This window comes from Desulfitobacterium sp. PCE1, assembly GCF_000384015.1.
Classification (GTDB): Bacteria; Bacillota; Desulfitobacteriia; order Desulfitobacteriales; family Desulfitobacteriaceae; genus Desulfitobacterium; species Desulfitobacterium dehalogenans.
In genome coordinates this window covers 1-21,095 of the sequence record NZ_KB913023.1, presented here as the reverse complement: position 1 = coordinate 21,095, position 21,095 = coordinate 1, and the positions used below count along the sequence as shown (strand labels likewise).

Below are 21,095 nucleotides of genomic sequence, written 5' to 3'. Positions count from 1 at the left end.
AATTATTGGACATAAAAGCGTGCTAATGATTGACATAGACAAGAGCTTTCGGTGTCACACCGGCCTGAATAGTATCCAAAATTGTATAGTTACTGGTGTCTACTACAAAAACGGTGCCCTCCAGCAAATTAGCAATATAAGCCTTTCTTCCATCTTTCGAAAGAACTATATCCCCGGGCTGACCGCTTAATGGGCAATTATCGATAACCCGACCCGACTCAGTGTCTAGCCCAACACATTTTGCTTCTTCTTCCGTAACCACATATAAAACGGTGTCATCTGCAGAAGAGGTAATACTAACCGGCTTCCCACCGACTTTAAGCTTGTCTACATTACCACCCCCTTTCAATTCCATGCTTAAGATAAAATCATTGATATCTATTTCATTACCGGCGGCAGAAACATATAATTTGTTATCCGTGCCGCTAAGAATCATCTCATTAATTCCAAAAGTAGCGTCAAAGGTTGCGACTTCTTTTTCCTCTTGAAGGTCAATAACTGCGATATCCCAGGTACCCATATTCCCAACATAAATCTTTCCTTTTGCCTCATCCAGCACTATAGCTGAGGGCTTGCGTCCGGCACCCAGTGGCTCTCCGAATATATCATTGCAACAATCTGGTGGCTCGATCCTTTCTTCGAACCCAAAAGTATTTAAAGGGTAAAAGCCTATCATTGAACGAATACTTAAATCAACAATACTTACTCTGTTTAAGTAATAATCAAGGGCATAGAGGACTTCGCCGGTTGAGTTAATCGCCATTGCCACCGGTTGATTACCAATAGCAATCTTAGCTTCTATCTCTCCAGTTGAAGTGTTTATCCTATAGACATCACCGGAGCCGCTATTGGCTACGTAAATATATTTTTCATCCGGCGACTTTAAAAAAGCCATGGGCTTAGCCCCAACGGGAATTTCCTTGACTGTTTCACCGGTTGCTAAGTCTATTACTGCTACCTGGTTTGTTGTGTATCGGCAGACATAGAGCGCTTCCTTAGGCATCTCCCTTTGCTCATCAGCAGGATCCTTGGCGGGAGCTTGGGCAATCTTTTCTCTCTGAACCGGTTCTGTCTTACTTACTGGTTGGGCACAGGCAGTCAATGCTAGTGAAATTACTAAAAGCAATAATAGGATTATTTTGTTATGCTTGATCATGCTTCACAAGCCTTCCTTCTTGCATAAGATAGCGTTTATTAGCTTTTTCTGCCCAGTGGGAATTATGAGTAACCATAACCACAGCACCACCACGTTCTACGACCCCAGCCAAAAGAGACATAATCTTCCCTGCCCACATCTCATCCAAGTCATTCGTCGGCTCATCGGCCAGGACAAGCTGGGGGTCGTTGATTAATGCCCTGGCCACAATCAGTCTTCGACGCTGTCCGACACTTAGTTGGTTAGGTAGAAAATTTCGCCTTGAACTCAGTCCTAATTCTTCTAAATAGCGAGAAATTTTTGCTTCATCTGGTTTTCTATCCTTACCTACACTTTGGACAAACCGTAAATTGCCTTCCACTGTTAAGGCTTGAAAAAGATTAGTTTCCTGGAACACAAATCCTACAAGGTCTCTTCGCAGCTCAGTCACTTTGGCATCTGACAAGCTTCTAAGATGATGATCCTTTAATAAAACTTCTCCCCCTGTAGGCATCAATAAGCCACACATGATGTACAACAAAGTGCTTTTGCCTGTACCGGAAGGGCCTTCGATGGCTAGGAAATCACCCTTTTCAACCGTCAGTGAGACTTCATTGAGTGGGCAAACCACTTCACCCATTTTGTAGGATTTACTGACCTTTTCAAGTCTGCAAAGGCTCATATCTAGTCTACCTCCCCCCTGGCAATTGCTTCTTGCGGATCAAGTCTCGAACTTTTCCAAGCCGGATACACAGAGCCTACGAACCCTAAAAGCAATGCTACAAAGATTCCTAACACACCGCTCCCTAAGGCAGAGCTCCAGGACCACTGACCCATCGGCAAGCCCATCGAACTTCTCAGTGTCGTTAAAATCGAACTAACTCCAAGGGCGCCAAGGATGCTGCCTGCTATACCACCCGCGCCTGCCATTAACCATGCTTCTAACAGTATCAGCCTGAATACCTCTGTTCTTTGAACTCCGATTGCTCTAAGGAGTCCGATTTCTTTTTTTCTCTCCCGGGCTAGGGCACTAAAGCGACCAATTAAAGCCAAGCAGGCAACAAAGAATACAGCCAGCCATAAACCGAGGATTAGCTTCGTGACAATGAGTATTTGCGATCTCATGGATGAGACTACTTCACTAGTCGCAACAGCTTCCACGGCAAGCCCTAAGTTATTTATGTCTTCTGCCACTTGAGCCGGTTTATATCCCTCGGAGATCTTAATCAAAATGGCTGAAATGAGCTTTTCTGGGGATTCCTTTTTCCATAGTCCCAGAAGATAAGGGTTATCTTGGGCTAACTGCCTGGCAACATTAATGTTCATGAATAGTGTTTCGTCCATCCCACTTCCCGTCGGGTATAAGTTACCTACGACTGAGAACACACCCCCTAATACTGAGGCTTGGTTACCAAGGAAAGCAGGAATGTTACCACCGATTATTATTTGGTTATCTTCTAAGCTCGTAAGGTTATGTTCATTTAGCCAAGGTTTCAAAATAAAATCCGTTGCAGGATCGTAACCTACTAAGCGAGTTGCCCCACCTATCGAACAGCAGCTCTGATCCAAAGTCTGAGTAAAGAACTGCGAAGTCAGTTGCTCTATCCCCTTGACTTGAGCAATTTGCTGGGTAATATCTTGATTCATATAAATATTAACGGGCTCGGCCGTAAAGATGGTTTGGAAGGCATCAGCGTTACTTTTGTTAGGTAAAACAATAATATCTGCGCCTAATCGGTCATTGGATAGCTTTAACCCCTCTTGCAAGGTAAATAGCACCGAAAAAGCTAGAACAAAGGTTAACACGGTTAATCCCGTTATTAAAACTGTAAGTATGGATTGTCCTTTACGACGCATAACATTTTCCCAGGCTATAAACCACATCCTATTACCCTCCATCCTGTGAAATAGTTCACATTCCAATTCAATAAGTTATTAAAACTATCTAAATACTCTTTAAAAAACTGTTTCACCTATATAACGTTTTAAATTCAAAAACCTTTCGCTTTTTCCCCACGAGAAAAAAATATTTTTCACTTGACTTCATTGACGATGGATACTAATTTAGGGGTAAGCAGATAACTCAAAATAATCGAAAGAAGGTATATCAATGAAGTTTTTCACTCAGAAACACCTTGCCTATGGATTGCTGGCTATTATTGCGATTGTGATAGGAGCAATTTATATTTGGGCGCCGGTCTGTGACGGGTTACTGGAATTGAAAAATGGCAATATGGTACATATGAAGTGCTTTTATACAGCCCAAGCCTCCACCATCATTGCGATACTCTTATTGGTACAGTCAATATATACTATTATCACCAATAAAAAGAATCCCTTCATGGTCATTGCCTTAGGGATCATGCTCATCTTGGTAACTTTTGAATCAATAATCGGGATTGGCGTCTGTAAAAAAGTCATGGCCTGCCATGAGACAGCATTCTGGTTAAGAGCCAGTGGCACCTTAACCATCGTGATCGGATTAGTCTCTCTCTTTAAAAAAGAGCTCGATACTTAACCCCTTTCTCTACACATCCAGTTGGTGTTTAGATCCATAGGCCTTAATACCTTTTCGAGTAAATAAAAAAGATGCCTCATTTTTATTTCTGAATTGAGGTATCTTTTTCTATGATCGCCTTGTGAAGTTGAATTGACCTGGGTCACTGTGAATCGGCTAGGAGATTCTTTTCCTGAAGAAACTCCATTAGGAGTTTTCCGGTTCCCCCTGTTATTTTGAGACAATTTCGCAGATGCTCCGGTGAATCAAAAACATGGGAGTTGAGCGCTCGACAACATGTTGCTCCGAATTTTGATTCAAAACGATCATGAAATTCTTTCGACAGCTGATAAACACTATCCCTACTCTCCGTCGTCTGGGTACGTCCTTTTAATATCCCAAGTACCATAGCTGAACCCGCTAATGCTCCACACATACATCCAGCATGGCCAAGTCCTCCGCCAAAACCTGTCGCCAATTTTACGACCTCAGGACACATGGGGTTACTACACATTTCGTTAAAAGCCTTGACGATCGACTCAGCGCAATTAAATCCTTGTTTGAAGTTGTCGCCCGCTCGATTACGAGCTTCCAAAGATAAATCTTCCATCTCTTTCTCCCTCCTATTTCTTATCTTTATATTGATAGTATATTCGAAATTTTCAGTAATATAAAGGGGAAAGTATAGCGGAGATTTCAATCAAATCATTGAGGTTCATTTTTATTGTTTTCAATGGCCCATATATCATAGAGTATTTAGCCATTTGAAAGCAAATAGGGCAGAGGTTATTGCTTCGTCAAGCATTAATTTCTGCCCTTGTTTTTGCCGAAAATGTTAACATGCTTTGCGAGTTAGTCTCTTTCTATAAAGATACCGCCGTCGTCGCCAACAGTAACATCATAACCCTCTACCGGGGAAGAGATACTCGTCTCATAGCTGCCATCCACATGTTCAATCAGGGTGAGCGTACCGCCATTTTTAATATCTTTTAGGTTGCTATCAAAGCCGCGGCGGTCAAGCTCCATTGCGGATTTTGAATACTTACCCTGCTCGACCAATGCTTTCATTTCGTCAAGTTTCTTATCTGCCCAAGCTTTGTATTCGCCATAGGACATGACGTGTTTTGTACCAGCTTTGACCTCTGATTTACTGTTATTGACAATCGGGGCGTTGGTTATAAATTCGCCGAGCACTTCATCAAGATATGTTTGGGCTTTTTCGGGGTTAGCCATTGACTTATCAATCGGCAGGTCAAACACGACGCTTGCCCCGTCAAAATCCGGGTCGGCTGTCAGCATACCCGTATTCTCATCATAGTTGAACGCCTCTGAATTGTAGAACGAGCCGGTATTGACGCCGAGATACAAGCCTCTGTCGGCAAACATGGCTACTTCGTCACAGTCAATGATTCGATACATCACGCCGTCCACGACATTTTCGATATAGCCGCCGTTCAAGGTATGGGCATTGACCTGCCACGGCTTCAGCCCCTTGATATAGGGGGAAACATAGAACGACGGGTAATTCTCATCCTGCGCAGTTGGCATAGGGCTCCCGTCTTTCTTTTGGATGGCAACCACGGTGTAGGTGCGGTCGCCGAGAATATCGCCGTTGCTGTTGTAGGCCGGGTTATCGGTAATGTCTTTGCCCGAAACAAGGCCGAGCAGGGTAAATGTATAATCGCCTGACGTAATGGACTGATTGATATTGACGGCTGTTGGGCTGTCGAAGGCAGCGGAGAGCGTCTTATCGCCAAGCTGATTGGCAACATCGCTGGGCTTCAGAAAATATGACGCGGCAAACGCGGTTGTGGCGAAGATGACAAGCGCCATAGCAGCGGCGGCAACCGTGCTGAAAGAACGCCTGATGGTTGATTTTCTCAAAACAGGTTCCTCCTTAACATACTGGGATTTTACTTTTTGAATGAGCTCCGGGGTGGGCTTTTCAGGGCTGGTTAGGGCTTTTCGGAGCAATAAATCCACATTGGACTTTTCATTTTTTATAGTCATAATGAATCGCCACCAATCCTCTCTCGACAAGTTTTCTCGCTTTGAATAATCTGCTCTTGACCGTACCGGCCGGTAATTTCAAGGTTACGGCTATATCCGGCACACTCATTTCCACCGTATAGTACAGGATTGTCGGGATTTTGAATTTATCGGGCAAGGCTTCAACCAATTCCTGGACGATACGAATTTCCTCCTGCTCCATAAAGCTAGCTTCCGTGCTGACGCTACTCGGCACATTTTCGTCTAACGGCTCTGCTGGAGCCAAACGGTTGCGGCGGGCATATTTGCGTTTCCAGCTTTTCCAGATAAACACTGCTGTGGAAAATATAAAGCCTTTTGGGTTGTCCGAATCGTTTAATTTCGGTAGCTGTTCAAATATCTTAGAAAATGTTTCTTGAAATAAATCGTCTGCATCCTCTCTGGAGTAAGTAAGGCTGAGGCAAAATTTATAGAGGGAATCGCCGTACTCATCCACGAGGTCGGCAAGCATATATTGGGGGGTTGCTTGATTGACTTTTATTGTGCGCACAAGTTCCAATGTAGACCTCCTTTCGAAATCCCGTACACCTGTAAATAGTCACGGAAACATAAACGGTTCATTTATATATAAAAATTTTCCTGATCAAAGGTTTTTTATTGTAAAACTTTGTCCAGATTATTTTAGGTTTTATACTTCTTACAAGTTCACAAGGCAAGAAAACGGCATAGAATACCCTATACTAAACCAGAAAGGAATGAAAATTGTAATGAAAGAGACTGTAAATATAGAGGATATGAACTATCTTGATTTATTGGGCTGGCTAGGTATAGGTAGTTCTCATCCCGGAGGGTTCCGTTCAACGAAGCTCACTTTAGCAACGTTAAAAATAAATACCTCAGACTATGTTCTTGATGTCGGATGTGGCAGCGGCCTAACTGCATGTCATTTGGCCAAAACTACAGGGACCAAAATTATCGGTATTGATATAAATCCCCTGATGATTGAAAAGGCGTGTCTTAGGGCAGAGCAGGAAGGAGTAACCCATCTTGTTGAATTCAAATTAGCAGATATATATTCACTGCCCTTTGAGGTTAACTTATTTGATTGGGTCATTACCGAATCTGTAACAATATTTTTAGATAAATTTAAAGCGTATAGTGAGATTTACAGAGTACTTAAGCCCCAAGGTCAGGTTGCTGATCTTGAAATGATAAAGTTAAAGGAATTACCTTCTGATGTTGAAACACAAATGAAAGATTGCTTTGGTGCTGACACAGAACCTTTGTCTATAGAAGAATGGTGCGGTATTTTATCAAAAGTTGGGTTTATTCATGTAGAAATCAAAAATAAAAGGCTTCTAAAAACAGGCTTCCTAGGTATTGACTTAAATAAAATAAAAGAGGACTGGCTACTGCTAAGGGACCTTAGGTACAAAATAAGTGATCATCCGGTAATATTACAAAGATTAAAAAAGAATGCCGTGTTTATTAAAAAAAATAAGAAATACTTTGGATTTGGTCTTTTCTATGGACAAAAACCATAAAGATTATCTCCTAACTTGTAAGTAATTACAATTACTTCTCATTTTAACTTAGTTGCATATATAACACTTATAACAAAAAAAGGAAGGTTCAAACCTTCCTGTGAAGCCAATTAAAGACTGAAATATTTTAGATGAAAAAGAATGGAAAGAAGAACGGAAAGAAGAATGGATCACGCCACCGTGCTCTTCTATAATAAGGCATTTTGGCTACCCCCTTTCTTTAAAAAGAATAGCAGAGCAAGCATTTAGATAAAAAGAATATCTTTTTAAGCCATTTTGTTTCTTTCAAAGATTGAAATAGATATTTGCTTCTCTGAAATACTATATGAAAGATAGCCCTCTTATGGAACTTATTGGTAAAGTCTAACAAGCTATTATATTATATTTTTCACGGTTTATAACCTGTTGGATGCTTTATCATTATACTCCATGGCCTTTCCAACAAAAACAATCGAGCCATTACCATAGATTTCATCCATCATTTCTATTACCTCTCGGCTATTCATATAGGCATGATATATACGCCTGAATGCTTCTGAAATGTCATCCTTCTCAGATATTTCTTTAAATGTTTCCTTCCACTCATCTACAAGTTTTTGAATTTCGGGATTGCTTACATCTCTTCCTTTATGGGCTGTAATCTGCTTAACAATACCATCAAGCTTTAATTGTAACTTACCCATTCCTTTTTCCGGCAAGGGTTCTTTTTTTAATGATTCGATATACTTATCAATACTTCCATAATGCTTCACGGCAGATTCTTTGATTTTAGCTTCGTTTTTCATCATACTCTCAATACATGCCTCAATGCTTCCATATTGGCTTATCAAACTCTGCTGGTAATATTCATCCAATTGCATAATCCGGCTTCTGAAAACTTCTTCTAATTCATTATGCTCAAATACTTTAAAATCCATGGTGTTGTCCCCTTCCAGAATCTGTTCCATCTGTTCAATCAACTTATTTAGGCGATTTCTTTTTGCAACCAAAAAGTCTTTCTGATCTTTTATTGCAGTCTTTTGATCGAACGAGGACTGATTCATAATATCCTTTATTTTCTTAAGCGGTAGATCCATTTCTTTATAAAACATTATCTGCTGCAAACGCCTGAGCGAATCATCGTTGTATTTCCGGTATCCATTTTGCTCAATGCAGCAGGGTTTCAACAGATCTATCTTATCATAATAGTGCAGTGTCCTTACGCTGATCCCACTGTAATTGGCCAATTCGTGAATCGTCATCATATAGCTTCCCTCCTTTCAATGTCATACTACACTATGACCTAACGTTATAGTCAATAGCATTACCTTGACGAATTACTGAACAGTTCGTCATCTATTTTAGTGGCAAAATATAATTTATTGGCATGAAATAACCTCTAAATAAAAAGCGCCGGCTTAGCCGGCACTTTTCTTTATTTCATAGTAAAACTAAATTGCGAAGTTTGGTAAATAGAGATGTCAATACTTTGATACACATTATTCTTATTTTATATGGTTCATGTCGCAGTTTCCATCTTTGTAATCAATCACTATCTTTTTACATTTTCGACAACAAAAAGCTTACAGAGGTGGGATTCGCTCCGCTCGGGTACCCTCGCTATCACGCCGGGTCGGGAAAAATGCTTCCAAAGGGCGCATTTTTTATTCCCCTCCCGTTCGAATCCCACCTCTTCAACTATTTTCATTCCAATTAAAAAAACCGTATTGATTTACTAATACGGTTTTACTTTCAAATGGCGGAGGAGGTGGGATTCGAACCCACGGACGGTTGCCCGTCAACTGATTTCGAGTCAGCCCCGTTATGACCACTTCGATACTCCTCCACACTATAAAGCTTAAATGACAATCAACAATCTATTCTCACTTAAGCAAATTAAACCTTACCTCAGCTTTCGGAAAAAATCCTTAAGAATCTGAGAACACTCTTCTTCCAGTATCCCCGCCACGACCTCCACACGGTGATTCCAGCGGTTTACATCCAACACATTGGTCACGGAACCTACCGCCCCACCCTTAAGATCAGCTGCCCCAAAGACAAGAGTCTTTAAGCGAGCCTGGACCAAACTACCGGCACACATAGGGCATGGTTCCAGAGTCACATAGAGGGTGGCTTCAGAAAGACGCCAAACTCCCAAGGCTTGAGTTGCCCGCTGCACAGCCAAAACTTCAGCATGGGCTGTGGGATCCTGCCTCAATTCCTTTTCATTATGGGCTTTAGCGATAACCTGATTATCATGTACCACTACTGCCCCGATAGGAACTTCCCCATATTCAAAGGCGATTCGTGCTTCTTCAAGGGCTAAGCGCATATAGTCTTGATGATTCATAGTACCTCTGTTTAATGGTGGCCCCGGGAGGACTCGAACCCCCGCAAGACAGGGTTTAGGAAACCCCCGCTCTATCCACCTGAGCTACGAGGCCAAATATTGACTTACACAAAGCACCTATACTACTCCAATATCAACAGTATTGACAATTGGTGCTTATAGAAAACTCGGCTTTACGCCGAGAAAAGTTACTGCTTACATAAATGATCCTACTTACTGTTCAGCCACTTACATACCAAGTATATAAAAAATAACAGATTAGCTTTTAATGGCGGAGGGGGTGGGATTCGAACCCACGGCCCCTTGCGGAGTCACCGGTTTTCAAGACCGGCTCCTTAAACCACTCGGACACCCCTCCGTATAGGAAACTTACTTCAGGTGGAGTTTTGACTCCACCTGAAGTTTAGTTGACTTATCCAGGGACTTAGCGCCACTTATCCCGTCCTCACCACTTAAGCTTTAGTGGAGGTTAGTCATCGGGCAACGTGACGAAATCTAGTATATCACAAAATTTTTTATGTGTAAATGTTTAAGCCCTATCTAATTTTTAGGAAATTTTCATGTCACCAGATAAAAACAATCTTAGAGCATAATGACAATTATCCAATGTATTCTACACCCATATAAGGTTGTAAGGCCTTAGGAACTCTTACTCTTCCATCGGCTTCCTGATAATTTTCAAGAATAGCGGAAACAGTGCGGCCAATAGCTAAGCCGCTGCCATTAAGGGTATGGAGAAATTCAGGCTTGGCTTTTGGTGCCCGGCGGAAGCGAATATTAGCACGACGAGCCTGGAAATCTTCAAAATTACTACAGGAAGAAATCTCCCGGTATGTATTAAAACTGGGGAGCCATACTTCCAGATCGTAGGTCTTCGCTGAACTAAATCCTAGATCTCCCGTGGACAATGCCATAACTCGATAAGGAAGCTCAAGCTCCTGCAGAATGCTCTCTGCGTCTCGGGTTAATGACTCCAGCTCCTCATAGGAGTTTTCAGGCAGGGCAAATTTCACCAGTTCCACTTTATTGAATTGATGCTGCCGAATGAGACCGCGGGTATCCCTGCCTGCAGAACCCGCTTCAGCTCGGAAGCAAGCACTATAGGCACAGTGATGGATCGGTAATTGATCGGCTTCAAGGATTTCTTCCCGATACATATTTGTTACAGGGACTTCAGCTGTAGGAATTAAAAAATAATCTGTCCCAGCAACCTTAAAGGCGTCTTCTTCAAACTTGGGAAGCTGCCCGGTACCAATCATGGAATTACGATGAACCATATAAGGGGGAAGAACTTCCACATATCCTTTCTCAGTATGCCGATCCAGCATGAAGCTAATCAATGCTCTTTCCAGCTTAGCTCCCAAGCCTTTATAGAAGGTAAAACGAGCTCCCGTAACTTTTCCAGCCCGGGCAAAGTCCAATATATCCAGCTTTTCGCCAATTTCATAATGAGGCAAGGGTTCGAAATCAAAGGATCGCGGAGCCCCCCAGGAACGGGCTTGAATATTCGCCGTTTCATCAATCCCTACTGGAACGGATTCATGAGGAATATTAGGAATTTCATAGAGTACCGTTTCCATGCTTTTCTCGATATCACCTAATTTATCTTCGAGATCCTTAATCTCTTGTCCCACTTCCCGCATTTCTATAATAAGCTGCTCGGCATCTTCGCCATGTTTTTTCCGACGGCCTACTTCTTCAGAAACCGTGTTTCTTTTGGCTTTTAATGATTCCACCTCGAATAAAAGCTTACGGCGATCTTCTTCTTGCTTTAAAAAACCTTCTAAGCTGACATTGGAATTTCTCTTTTTAAGAGCTTCCTTGATAATTTCGGGGTTCGTGCGCACAAACTTGAGATCTAGCATCTGAAATCCTCCATATCTGACCACTTAGTTTCAAATTTCTTCATTGACAATATCCAGAAAATAACGGTAAATACGATCATCTGATGTTTGTCCAGGATAAAAGGTGCTGGCCAACATATTCCCCTGTCGTACAAACACTATTTTACCATTATATTCTGATAAAATCCCTACATTTGGGGCAATTTCCTGGATACAAGGCGCCTCACTGAAGATAGCCTTCATTGGGTTGACCCCTAAGGCAGGGATGGATAAATAAGCCTCCGTTCTCCCCGCCATAGGTTCCTTTGCTACTGTCAGATCCATAAGTCCTAACTGACCCTTCTCATAACCAAGAGATCCTTTACACAGTAAAACCATTCCTGCACATAGTCCAAAGATAGGAAAATCCATAGCCGCTAATTCCTTGATCCTATCCCCTAACCCACTTATTGAAAGGCTGTTCTCTCTATTTCCTGGGCCTGTAATAATTAAACCCTGAATATTGATTAAATCCTCTCTTTGTTGAACCTTGATCACTTCGCACCTAAGTTCCTTCAAAAACTGGCAAGGATCATTATCGGTTCCCTCCAGAGACAACACTCCAATCCTCTCGTTCATGGATAATCAGCCCCGTTCTGCATATCTCTCTGCACAGTGAGATGGTTCATGCTTAACACTGGCCTTATATTATATTTAGATTATTCCTCAGATTCTATTTCTTCTAATTCTGATTCCTCATTCTCTTTATTGTCAACTACGGCAATGGCTACCACTTTACTTTCACCGGTTCTCATAGCCATGACTCCCTGGGCTGAACGGCCTTGTTTAGAAATACCGGATACTTCTTGGCGGATAATAATTCCATCTTCAGTAATGATCATGATATCATCTTCAGGTCTCATGACCTTGAGCCCTACCAGTTTACCTGTTTTAGCATTTAACTTCGTGGCAATGATACCCTTCCCGCCCCGTCCTTGCACTCTATACTCGGAAGGACTGGTCCGTTTGGAGAATCCATGCTCTGTCATGGATAGTATTTCTGCTTCTTCTTCGTATATCACATCCATGCTCACAACAAAGTCCTCTTTTTCCAAAGAGATTCCTTTGACCCCATGAGCAGTTCTCCCCATTTGACGTACATCAGATTCTATAAAACGAATACATAGACCATTCTTAGTAGCCATGATAATGTGCTCATCGGCCTTGGTTAAGCGGACACCAATAAGTTCGTCATCACCGCTTAAGCTTATGGCAATTAAGCCATCTTTACGTGGGGAGTCATATTCCTTCAGCAAAGTCTTTTTAACAATCCCATTCTTGGTCGCCATGAAAAGATGGAAATCCTCATTATACTCTCTTATCGACAAAACGGCTGTAATTTTCTCTTCACTGGGATTGATACTTAAGAGATTGACGAGGGCTGTTCCTTTTCCTGTACGGCCTGCTTCAGGTATTTCATGGGCTTTTAGGCGATACACCTTGCCTCGGGTGGTAAAGAACAGAATATATTGATGTGTGGAGGTGGTAAAGATTTGCTCCACAAAATCCTCTTCCCGGGTGGCCATGCCATGAACTCCTTTACCTCCACGCCGTTGGCTTTTGTAGGTATTCAGGGGCATTCTCTTGATATATCCCCTGTGAGACATGGTGATGACCACTTCTTCATCATCAATTAAATCCTCTATATCCATATGGGTAGCATCAAAGGAAATTTCCGTACGTCGTTCATCACCGAATTTTTCTTTGACTTCTTGCAGTTCCTGCTTAACAATATCAAGAACCATTTGTTCCGAATCAAGAACTGCTTTTAAATAGGCAATGGTCTCTTGAATTTTTTTATACTGTTCTTCAATCTTCTCTCTTTCCAAACCGGTGAGTCTCTTCAGCCTCATATCCACAATGGCTTGGGATTGTTTATCGCTGAGCCCGAAACGAGCCATTAAATTTTCCTTGGCGTTTTGCTCATCTTCGGAGGTGCGAATTATATTAATGACCTCGTCGATATAATCCAAGGCAATTCTCAAGCCCTCTAAAATATGGGCTTCCGCTTCCGCTTTATTCAGTTCAAAGCGGGTTCTGCGGGTAATCACATCTTTTTGATGCTCGATAAAATAATGAATAATTTGTTTAAGATTGAGAACTTTGGGTTGACCGTCCACTAAGGCTAAAATATTGACCCCGAAGCTGTCTTCCATCTGGGTATGCTTATAGAGCTGATTGAGAAGCACCTGAGGATTCACGTCCCGGCGCAGTTCCATAACAATCCGCATCCCTGTCCGATCCGATTCATCCCGGAGATCCGTAATGCCTTCGATCCTTTTCTCGCGAACCAGTTCAGCAATTTTTTCAACCAAGCGGGCCTTATTCACCATATAAGGAATCTCGGTCACGATAATCCGCATTTTCCCGGATTTCTCCATCTCCTCAATATGGGCTTTGGCACGGATTCTAAAGCTTCCTTTACCGGTTCTGTAGGCAGAGATAATTCCTTCCGTTCCCATAATGGAGGCACCGGTAGGAAAATCAGGTCCCTTGATATAGTTCATCAGTTCTTTAATCTCGATCTCGGGATTATCGATCTGAGCAATCGTTCCCTCAATCACTTCTGTGAGATTATGGGGAGGGATATTCGTAGCCATCCCGACCGCAATTCCTGCCGAACCGTTGACTAAGAGATTAGGGAATTTTGCCGGCATAACCTTGGGCTCTTGTTCCCGCTCATCATAGTTGGGTTGAAAATCCACGGTATCCTTATCTATATCAGCCAGCATATATTGAGTGATTTTAGCCATTCTTGCTTCAGTATAACGCATGGCAGCGGCAGAATCACCGTCAACAGAGCCAAAATTGCCATGTCCGTCGATCAAGGGATAACGGGTGGAAAAATCCTGTGCCAACCGAACCACAGCATCATAGATAGAGGAATCTCCATGGGGGTGAAATTTCCCCATGCAATCCCCCACCAGACGGGCCGATTTACTGTAAGGCTTATTGGGAGTCATCCCTAATTCATGAAGGGTATAGATAATGCGCCGATGAACCGGTTTTAAACCATCCCGTACATCCGGCAAAGCCCGGCTGACGATAACACTCATGGAATAATCGATAAACGATTTTTTTAGTTCCTCCGATATTTCGATAGGGAGAATCTTTCCTCCCTGAATTTCAGTCGACATGTGCTATCCTCCCTTAGACGTCCAGATTACGGACATATTGTGCATTATCCTGGATGAATTCACGCCTTGGCTCGACCACATCACCCATGAGAATGGTAAAGAGCTCGTCCGCTTTAATGGCATCCTCCATGGTCACTTGCAGAATAGTTCTTTTAGCCGGATCCATGGTGGTTTCCCAAAGCTGTTCCGCATTCATTTCCCCTAAACCTTTATAGCGTTGAATTTCTACTCTATCGCGGCCAATTTCATCTTGTAACTTGGCTAATTCTTCATTGCTGTAGACATAATGGATATCCTTCCCCTTCTTCACTTTAAACAGAGGGGGCTGGGCAATATAGACATAATTGTTCTCAATCAAAGGTTTCATATAGCGGAAGAAGAAGGTCAGGAGCAAAATCCGGATATGGGCACCATCCACGTCGGCATCGGTCATAATCACCAATTTATGATAGCGGGCTTTTTCAATATCAAAATCCTCAGAAATCCCCGTACCCATCGCTGTGATCATCGCTCTGATCTCAGCATTGCTTAGAATTCGATCCAAACGAGCTTTTTCCACATTGAGAATTTTTCCACGCAAGGGCAGAATAGCCTGAAAACGGCGATCCCGGCCTTGTTTTGCCGAACCCCCCGCACTGTCTCCCTCCACGATATACATCTCACAAAGCTCTGCTTCCTTCCAGGAGCAATCGGCTAATTTCCCCGGCAAAGCGCTGACTTCCAGAGCGCTTTTGCGCCGGGTTAATTCCCGGGCCTTGCGGGCTGCTTCCCGGGCCCGGGAAGCCTGAATGGATTTTTCAATGACTTTCTTGCCTGTGGCGGGATTTTCCTCAAGAAAAACGGTTAAGCCTTCTCCGGTGATGGAATCCACAATAGAACGAATTTCTGAGTTCCCCAATTTGGTCTTGGTTTGACCCTCGAACTGAGGTTCAGGAACTTTAACCGAGATAACAGCGGTTAAACCTTCCCGGATGTCCTCTCCCGATAGATTGGCTTCATTGGCTTTAAGAATATTATTTTTCCGGGCATACTCATTAGCCACCCGGGTCAGAGCCGCTTTAAAACCGGATTCATGGGTTCCCCCTTCATGAGTATGAATATTATTGGCATAAGAAAAAAGATTTTCCACATAGCCGTCATTATATTGCATGGATACTTCAACCTGAACCCCATCCTTTTCTGCTTCAAAATAAATGGGCTCAGGATGAAGAGCTTCTTTGGAACGATTGATATACTTTACAAAATCATAGATCCCACCGGTATGATAATAAACCTCTTTTTTGTCTTCTCTTTCATCGATCAAGGTAATCGATACCTTTTTATTCAAGAAAGAAAGTTCACGAAGCCGGTGGGCTAAAGTATCGAAGTGAAAGATAGTATCCTCGAAAATTTCCGGATCAGGAGAAAAAGTGATTTTAGTTCCGGTCCTGTCTTGATCCACATGACCGATAACTTTAAGTTCTGTCTTGGTTTTACCGCGCATAAACTCTTGATGATAGATCTTTCCGTCCTTCATAACCTCCACATGGAGCCAGGTGGATAAAGCATTAACCACGCTCATCCCCACCCCGTGAAGTCCCCCGGATACTTTGTAAGCACTGCCGCTGAATTTTCCTCCAGCATGAAGAACGGTTAAAGCTACTTCAACAGCCGGTTTTCCCAACTTGGGATGAATATCCACCGGAATACCCCGTCCATTATCCACTACCGAAATACTATTATCTTTGTGGATAACAACTTCAATGGTGTCGCAATACCCCGCCAAGGCCTCATCTATGCTATTATCTACGATTTCATATACCAAATGATGTAAACCGCGAGGACTTGTAGAACCGATATACATCCCCGGTCTTTTTCTAACCGCTTCTAACCCTTCAAGTACCTCAATCTGCCCTGCATTATAATCATTGGTTGGAATAGTATCCTTAATTTCGGCGTTTTCTTGCAAAGCTGATCCCTCCCAAATTCCCTCTACTTATACATCTAACCTTTTAATTATACGACCTTTCAACGCTTTATTCAAATAAAGGAGTCTCCAGGGCTAAAACGAATCAAAGAAACCTCACATTCCTGGAGAGGTTTCTTCTTTTTAATCCTTACTATTCTTCACCGATAATCATGGAACTGGATCGTTTTAATAGTGTGGTTGATGAGATAGGGGAAAAGTAATTTCCATCCCTGGCAATGACTAAAGATTTTTCTTTACCTTTTTCCGAGATATAGTTTATTTTTTGTTTTTCTTTAATTTTATTTAAGAAACTTTCTGAGGTTGAATTAGTCATAGCCGTCTCCAAATCCAGAATTGCAATGATCTTTTCCTGATTAATCAGTACATCGCCACCTAAATGTAAAAACATTAATTAATCAATCCTCCCAATCTGCCCTTTTTCTACTTTAAGCATTAAGGATGCTCTATGAGTAAGGGTTTCCGCACTGGTCATGGTCATAATGGTTTGTTGTAAAGATTTAATATAATCTAACAAATAGTCTCTCCTGAATCGATCCAATTCAGACAACACATCATCCAGCAAAAGCAATGGATATTCCCCTTTTTCCTGGTGAATAACCTCCAGTTCAGCTAATTTTGTGCTCAAAACAATGGAACGCTGCTGACCTTGGGATCCATAGAGACGGGTAGAACGATCATTGAGTTTAAAAAGAATGTCGTCACGATGGGGCCCAATTAAAATCATCTTTCTTTCAATCTCCAAAGGCATCTTTTCCTCTAAGAGTTTAGGAAAACTAGCTAAAGCTTCTTCCAGATTATTTTTTCCTAGAGAATGATATTCCATAGTCAGCTCTTCTTTCCCTGAAGAAATCTGTCCATAGATTTCTTTGCTCTTTCGGGAAAGCAAACCTGTAAATTCCCAACGATTCTTGATGATTTCTGAGCCAATCCGGAGGATTTGTTCATTCCACAACTCAATTTGACTTTTAATCCCTCCTTGTGAACGTTTAAGAAGGGCATTTTTTTGCTGAAGTACCTTGTTATAGGCATTAAGAAGTTGAATATGTTTCGAATGATGCTGGGCAATATGCAAATCCAAAAAACGTCTTCTTTCAGCAGGCCCACCTTTGACCATAACCAAGTCATCCGGTGAAAAAAAGACCACATTAATTGTGCCAACATATTCAGATAGTTTTCGACAAGGAATTTGATTAATCTTAATAATTTTTTTCTTATCCTTATAATGGCTTTCTAAACATAATTTTCGCCGCTGAACAATAAAGTCACCGTAGAGATGGAATTCATTTTCTCCCCAGCGGGCCAGTTCCTGTTCCCGGTGGACACGGTAAGATTTTCCAGTCAGAAGATAATAAATACCTTCCAGTATATTGGTCTTACCCTGTCCATTCTCCCCTTGCAGGACATTTAAACCTGGCTGAAAATCCACTTCTTGATCATCATAATTTCTAAAAGACTTTAAATGCAGCCATTTTATTTCCATGCTTATAGGCCAACTTAAGATGTGCGTACAGGTAAAGCAAGATAGAGATAATTGGGATCATCTACTGGACGAATAATTCCCGGGCTATAAGAACCAGATAATTCAAAAACGATCTCATCGGAATCAATAATCTTAAGAACATCCAATAAAAATTTGGAGTTAAAAGCAATTTTAACATCATTACCCTCTTTTTTAACTTCCATCTGCTCGGAAATCTTACCTAATTCCGAGGTTTGATCAATGGATAATCGTTCTGTATCAACTGAGAGTTTGATGATACTGGTATGGCTCCCATCCCGGGCTAATAAAGAAGCTCTTTCCACAGAGTCTTGGAAGAGTTTTGCTGATAATAAAATCTTTGTTTGACAGGATTGGGGGATAACTTGTTTATAATTGGGGAATTGTCCTTCAATTAAACGGGAGAGAAGATGAACGGATCCAAACTGAAAAACGATTTGAGCTTGATTAAAGCGGATGGATAAATGTTCGTCTTCATCCTTAAGCAGGCGGTAAATTTCCCCTAAAGTCTTGGCAGGAATAATGCCTTGGAATTTTATCTGTTCGGGATTAGATATTTCGGCGATCCGGTAGGCTAAACGATGAGTATCTGTGGCGATCAGACGTAAATTAGAATCTTCAATCTGGAGAAGACAGCCTGTAAACACTGGGCGGCTTTCTTCTGTAGAACAAGCAAAAATAGTCTGCTTAATCATCGTTTTAAAGATGGACACAGGTAAGTTAAAGGTTTCTGCATCAAAGAGGTCCGGTAATAAAGGAAATTCCTCCGGGTCATATCCTCTGAGAGATAAATCCGATTCATTATAATGAATATTGATCACATCATCCTGCAATTCCAACTCAATTAAAGCGTCCGGAAGTTTACGTACCAGATCAGAAAAGAGTCGGGAAGGGAGAACGATAACTCCTTCTTTTTCCACTTGGGCTGGGACCACACAGCGGATTCCTATTTCTAAATCCGTCGCTTCAAAAACCAAAGATTGTCCTTCGGCCTTAATCATAATTCCTTGGAGAACAGGCAAGGTGTTTTTATTCGATACTGCTTTTTGGACAGTATTTACCCCCGTGATAAGGGAATCCTTGGAACAATAAATTTTCATAAAAGCAGCCTCCTCAAAAACTTATCAACAGTGGAATATTTTTAAGAGAATAATAATAAGATATTAATTTAAGTCGTATTAGTACTATAGCTTGTCTCAATGTGGATAATTCAACTTATCCCTTAGCAGAGTATGGTTTGAAATGAGTAAAAACATGTGAATTAATCATTGAATTTATCCACATGTTAACAAACTCATTTTTATCTAAACTCTATCCCAAAAGCATTAACACTTTATACACATAGATAACCCCAGTTATAGGGATTGGATAATTTGAATGATTTCATTAATTTTTCTATCCAGTAAAGGATCATTACGGCGTCCCTCGGAGATTTTTTCATGGGCATGGAGGACGGTGGTATGATCTCTTCCTCCAAACTCATCACCAATTCTGGGCAATGAATTATCGGTAAGCTCTCTGGATAAATACATGGCGATTTGGCGTGGAAAAGCAACAGCCCGTGTTCTTTTTTTGGCCTTAAACTCACCTAAAGAAAGATGATAAAAATCTGCTACTGCCTGCTGAATCATTTCAATGGTTATTTCCTTAGGCGTGTTGACAGGTATGATATCCTTAAGGGCCTCGGCTGCTGTCTCAACGGTTATGGGATTGGAAGTTAAAGATCCAAAGGCCATGACCCTAATTAAGGCTCCTTCAAGTTCCCTGATGTTGGAGTGAATTTTATCTGCAATATAGACCATGACTTCATTGGCGACCTGCAGGTTTTCCAGCTTTGCTTTTTTTCTCAGGATGGCGATTCTTGTCTCCAGATCCGGTGGTTGAATATCCGTTATCAATCCCCACTCGAAGCGGGAACGCAAACGATCTTCAAGGGTGGGAATTTCTTTAGGGGGACGGTCGGAGGAAATAATAATTTGTTTATTGGCGTCATGAAGTGCGTTAAAGGTATGGAAAAACTCCTCTTGGGTACCTTCCTTACCGGCAAGAAATTGAATATCGTCAATCAGCAAAATATCTACATTGCGATAATGATTGCGGAATTCGATAGGATTTTGATCACGGATGGACTCAATGAGCTCATTGGTAAACTTTTCACTGGATACATAAAGTACCCTGGTACTGGGAGAACGCTGAATGACTGCATTGCCGATAGCGTGCATAAGGTGAGTTTTGCCCAGTCCGACTCCTCCATAGATAAATAATGGATTATAAGCAAGAGCAGGTGATTCAGCCACCGCCAGAGCAGCCGCATGGGCAAAGCGGTTGCTGTTGCCAATGACAAAGGTATCAAAGGTATATTTTGAATTTAAAGTTTTATTGTCAGGGGAGTCAGGGGATTCTGTCTTGGTATCAGAAGGAGTTTCAGCTTGATTGTCCCCTTGGCGAAAAGATTCGTGCATTGAGGTGACAACAAAACGCAAATTCATGGATTGCCCAAGGATGGATTGAACAGTAGAGCGAATGATGGGGGCATAGCGGCTTTCCAACCAATCCTTAGCGAATTCATTAGGCACACTGACGATCAGAGTGTCTCCTTCGATATCGAGGAGGTATGTGGAACTGAGCCAGGTTTCAAAACTTGGTTTGGAAAGTTCGTTTTCCAGTTTTGATAGAGTTTCTTGCCAAAGTACTTGTAGAGAACGGGGTGGCATTCAGTGGACCTCCCTTTGTCTAATTATGTAGAAAATATGACAATAAAAAAGTTATACACAAACTTATGCACATTTGTGGATAACTCAATAAAATTATTGCTGTGTACAAATGATTTAAGCGAAAGCGTGGTATTTAAAGGCGGTGTAAAATCATAATACCAATTTTTTTTGGGGTTATCAACAGGAAGTTAGTCCTAATAAAAATTTATTAACAAGTGGATAACTTTTTTAAGGGTAAAGTTATCCACAATATTATTGCATACTCTTATATACTCTGCTTGACAGGGCTAAAAAAGTTAGAGTATAATCTCTAGAGATGTGCAATTTTTATTTGTTTTTTCCCTTGAAGGAGGTGCAATAGCTGTATGAAACGGACTTGGCAACCGAAGAATCGTCGTCA

Annotated in this window: 18 protein-coding genes and 3 tRNA genes; 2 read left to right on the top strand and 19 right to left on the bottom strand. The window is 41.7% G+C overall.

What is annotated here, in order from left to right:
* Window positions 1-22: 22 nt before the first annotated feature.
* Genes DESPCE1_RS0100105 through DESPCE1_RS0100095 form a run of 3 tightly spaced genes read right to left on the bottom strand, consistent with a single transcriptional unit; the run spans window position 23 to window position 3,019 of the window.
* Window positions 23-1,156: a YncE family protein gene (locus DESPCE1_RS0100105; RefSeq protein ID WP_019849093.1), complete on the bottom strand. Its 1,134-nt coding sequence runs from the start codon at window positions 1,154-1,156 to the stop codon at window positions 23-25.
* On the bottom strand, window positions 1,143-1,817 hold the full coding sequence (locus DESPCE1_RS0100100) for an ABC transporter ATP-binding protein (RefSeq protein WP_019849092.1): 675 nt from the start codon (window positions 1,815-1,817) through the stop codon (window positions 1,143-1,145). The genes DESPCE1_RS0100105 and DESPCE1_RS0100100 overlap by 14 nt, the downstream gene beginning before the upstream one ends.
* Before the next feature lie 2 nt (window positions 1,818-1,819).
* Window positions 1,820-3,019 carry an ABC transporter permease gene (locus DESPCE1_RS0100095; protein WP_019849091.1) on the bottom strand — a complete coding sequence of 400 codons (1,200 nt, stop codon included), beginning with the start codon at window positions 3,017-3,019 and terminating at the stop codon, window positions 1,820-1,822.
* A gap of 226 nt (window positions 3,020-3,245) precedes the next feature.
* On the opposite strand from DESPCE1_RS0100095, the gene DESPCE1_RS0100090 reads away from it, so the two are divergent.
* Window positions 3,246-3,653 (top strand): DUF4418 family protein, encoded by a 408-nt coding sequence (locus DESPCE1_RS0100090; protein WP_014792019.1) that lies wholly within the window; start codon window positions 3,246-3,248, stop codon window positions 3,651-3,653.
* A gap of 142 nt (window positions 3,654-3,795) precedes the next feature.
* Here the strand turns inward: DESPCE1_RS0100090 and DESPCE1_RS0100085 are convergent, their stop codons facing one another.
* From DESPCE1_RS0100085 to DESPCE1_RS0100075, 3 genes are all read right to left on the bottom strand, one after another.
* The gene (locus DESPCE1_RS0100085) at window positions 3,796-4,242 is read right to left on the bottom strand and encodes a C-GCAxxG-C-C family protein (RefSeq protein ID WP_014792018.1); all 447 of its coding nucleotides are present in this window, start codon (window positions 4,240-4,242) and stop codon (window positions 3,796-3,798) included.
* A 242-nt stretch (window positions 4,243-4,484) separates the two neighbouring features.
* A complete protein-coding gene (locus tag DESPCE1_RS0100080; protein ID WP_019849090.1) occupies window positions 4,485-5,642 on the bottom strand; it encodes a DUF4179 domain-containing protein in 1,158 nt (385 codons plus the stop codon).
* Complete coding sequence (locus DESPCE1_RS0100075) at window positions 5,626-6,171, bottom strand: RNA polymerase sigma factor (protein WP_242831421.1); 546 nt, start codon at window positions 6,169-6,171, stop codon at window positions 5,626-5,628. The genes DESPCE1_RS0100080 and DESPCE1_RS0100075 overlap by 17 nt, the downstream gene beginning before the upstream one ends.
* Here DESPCE1_RS0100075 and DESPCE1_RS0100070 point away from each other — a divergent pair.
* Window positions 6,152-7,165 (top strand): class I SAM-dependent methyltransferase, encoded by a 1,014-nt coding sequence (locus DESPCE1_RS0100070; protein WP_242835346.1) that lies wholly within the window; start codon window positions 6,152-6,154, stop codon window positions 7,163-7,165. The genes DESPCE1_RS0100075 and DESPCE1_RS0100070 overlap by 20 nt on opposite strands.
* Before the next feature lie 395 nt (window positions 7,166-7,560).
* Here DESPCE1_RS0100070 and DESPCE1_RS0100065 read toward each other — a convergent pair whose 3' ends face one another.
* The 13 genes from DESPCE1_RS0100065 to dnaA form a co-directional block, all read right to left on the bottom strand.
* Complete coding sequence (locus tag DESPCE1_RS0100065; protein ID WP_019849088.1) at window positions 7,561-8,409, bottom strand: MerR family transcriptional regulator; 849 nt, start codon at window positions 8,407-8,409, stop codon at window positions 7,561-7,563.
* A 492-nt stretch (window positions 8,410-8,901) separates the two neighbouring features.
* A tRNA-Ser gene (locus tag DESPCE1_RS0100060) sits at window positions 8,902-8,990 on the bottom strand.
* Window positions 8,991-9,047: 57 nt separating this feature from the next.
* Complete coding sequence (gene tadA, locus DESPCE1_RS0100055) at window positions 9,048-9,494, bottom strand: tRNA adenosine(34) deaminase TadA (protein ID WP_014792011.1); 447 nt, start codon at window positions 9,492-9,494, stop codon at window positions 9,048-9,050.
* A 15-nt stretch (window positions 9,495-9,509) separates the two neighbouring features.
* A tRNA-Arg gene (locus DESPCE1_RS0100050) sits at window positions 9,510-9,588 on the bottom strand.
* 175 nt (window positions 9,589-9,763) lie between these two features.
* Window positions 9,764-9,852, bottom strand: a tRNA-Ser gene (locus DESPCE1_RS0100045).
* Window positions 9,853-10,093: 241 nt separating this feature from the next.
* Window positions 10,094-11,359 carry a serine--tRNA ligase gene (gene serS / locus DESPCE1_RS0100040; RefSeq protein ID WP_014792010.1) on the bottom strand — a complete coding sequence of 422 codons (1,266 nt, stop codon included), beginning with the start codon at window positions 11,357-11,359 and terminating at the stop codon, window positions 10,094-10,096.
* 30 nt (window positions 11,360-11,389) lie between these two features.
* On the bottom strand, window positions 11,390-11,956 hold the full coding sequence (pdxT, locus tag DESPCE1_RS0100035; RefSeq protein ID WP_028305407.1) for a pyridoxal 5'-phosphate synthase glutaminase subunit PdxT: 567 nt from the start codon (window positions 11,954-11,956) through the stop codon (window positions 11,390-11,392).
* A gap of 80 nt (window positions 11,957-12,036) precedes the next feature.
* Window positions 12,037-14,514, bottom strand: a complete 2,478-nt coding sequence (gene gyrA, locus DESPCE1_RS0100030; RefSeq protein ID WP_014792008.1) for a DNA gyrase subunit A — start codon at window positions 14,512-14,514, stop codon at window positions 12,037-12,039.
* A gap of 13 nt (window positions 14,515-14,527) precedes the next feature.
* A complete protein-coding gene (gene gyrB / locus DESPCE1_RS0100025; protein WP_019849086.1) occupies window positions 14,528-16,462 on the bottom strand; it encodes a DNA topoisomerase (ATP-hydrolyzing) subunit B in 1,935 nt (644 codons plus the stop codon).
* 151 nt (window positions 16,463-16,613) lie between these two features.
* Complete coding sequence (gene remB / locus DESPCE1_RS0100020) at window positions 16,614-16,871, bottom strand: extracellular matrix regulator RemB (RefSeq protein WP_014792006.1); 258 nt, start codon at window positions 16,869-16,871, stop codon at window positions 16,614-16,616.
* Between the two features lie 3 nt (window positions 16,872-16,874).
* Window positions 16,875-17,963 carry a DNA replication/repair protein RecF gene (recF, locus tag DESPCE1_RS0100015; RefSeq protein WP_014792005.1) on the bottom strand — a complete coding sequence of 363 codons (1,089 nt, stop codon included), beginning with the start codon at window positions 17,961-17,963 and terminating at the stop codon, window positions 16,875-16,877.
* A 14-nt stretch (window positions 17,964-17,977) separates the two neighbouring features.
* Complete coding sequence (dnaN, locus tag DESPCE1_RS0100010; RefSeq protein ID WP_019849085.1) at window positions 17,978-19,081, bottom strand: DNA polymerase III subunit beta; 1,104 nt, start codon at window positions 19,079-19,081, stop codon at window positions 17,978-17,980.
* A gap of 255 nt (window positions 19,082-19,336) precedes the next feature.
* Window positions 19,337-20,695 carry a chromosomal replication initiator protein DnaA gene (gene dnaA, locus DESPCE1_RS0100005; RefSeq protein ID WP_014792003.1) on the bottom strand — a complete coding sequence of 453 codons (1,359 nt, stop codon included), beginning with the start codon at window positions 20,693-20,695 and terminating at the stop codon, window positions 19,337-19,339.
* Between the last annotated feature and the right edge of the window lie 400 nt (window positions 20,696-21,095).

What these genes read in the sequence shown, in the direction of transcription:
- DESPCE1_RS0100085 (WP_014792018.1), bottom strand. Translation starts at nt 4,242, where the DNA reads ATGGAAGATTTATCTTTGGAAGCTCGTAATCGAGCGGGCGACAACTTC.
- pdxT (WP_028305407.1), bottom strand. Translation starts at nt 11,956, where the DNA reads ATGAACGAGAGGATTGGAGTGTTGTCTCTGGAGGGAACCGATAATGAT.
- DESPCE1_RS0100065 (WP_019849088.1), bottom strand. Translation starts at nt 8,409, where the DNA reads ATGATGACGATTCACGAATTGGCCAATTACAGTGGGATCAGCGTAAGG.
- dnaA (WP_014792003.1), bottom strand. Translation starts at nt 20,695, where the DNA reads ATGCCACCCCGTTCTCTACAAGTACTTTGGCAAGAAACTCTATCAAAA.
- tadA (WP_014792011.1), bottom strand. Translation starts at nt 9,494, where the DNA reads ATGAATCATCAAGACTATATGCGCTTAGCCCTTGAAGAAGCACGAATC.
- DESPCE1_RS0100080 (WP_019849090.1), bottom strand. Translation starts at nt 5,642, where the DNA reads ATGACTATAAAAAATGAAAAGTCCAATGTGGATTTATTGCTCCGAAAA.
- DESPCE1_RS0100105 (WP_019849093.1), bottom strand. Translation starts at nt 1,156, where the DNA reads ATGATCAAGCATAACAAAATAATCCTATTATTGCTTTTAGTAATTTCA.
- serS (WP_014792010.1), bottom strand. Translation starts at nt 11,359, where the DNA reads ATGCTAGATCTCAAGTTTGTGCGCACGAACCCCGAAATTATCAAGGAA.
- DESPCE1_RS0100095 (WP_019849091.1), bottom strand. Translation starts at nt 3,019, where the DNA reads ATGTGGTTTATAGCCTGGGAAAATGTTATGCGTCGTAAAGGACAATCC.
- recF (WP_014792005.1), bottom strand. Translation starts at nt 17,963, where the DNA reads ATGGAAATAAAATGGCTGCATTTAAAGTCTTTTAGAAATTATGATGAT.
- gyrA (WP_014792008.1), bottom strand. Translation starts at nt 14,514, where the DNA reads ATGTCGACTGAAATTCAGGGAGGAAAGATTCTCCCTATCGAAATATCG.
- dnaN (WP_019849085.1), bottom strand. Translation starts at nt 19,081, where the DNA reads ATGAAAATTTATTGTTCCAAGGATTCCCTTATCACGGGGGTAAATACT.
- DESPCE1_RS0100090 (WP_014792019.1), top strand. Translation starts at nt 3,246, where the DNA reads ATGAAGTTTTTCACTCAGAAACACCTTGCCTATGGATTGCTGGCTATT.
- remB (WP_014792006.1), bottom strand. Translation starts at nt 16,871, where the DNA reads ATGTTTTTACATTTAGGTGGCGATGTACTGATTAATCAGGAAAAGATC.
- DESPCE1_RS0100100 (WP_019849092.1), bottom strand. Translation starts at nt 1,817, where the DNA reads ATGAGCCTTTGCAGACTTGAAAAGGTCAGTAAATCCTACAAAATGGGT.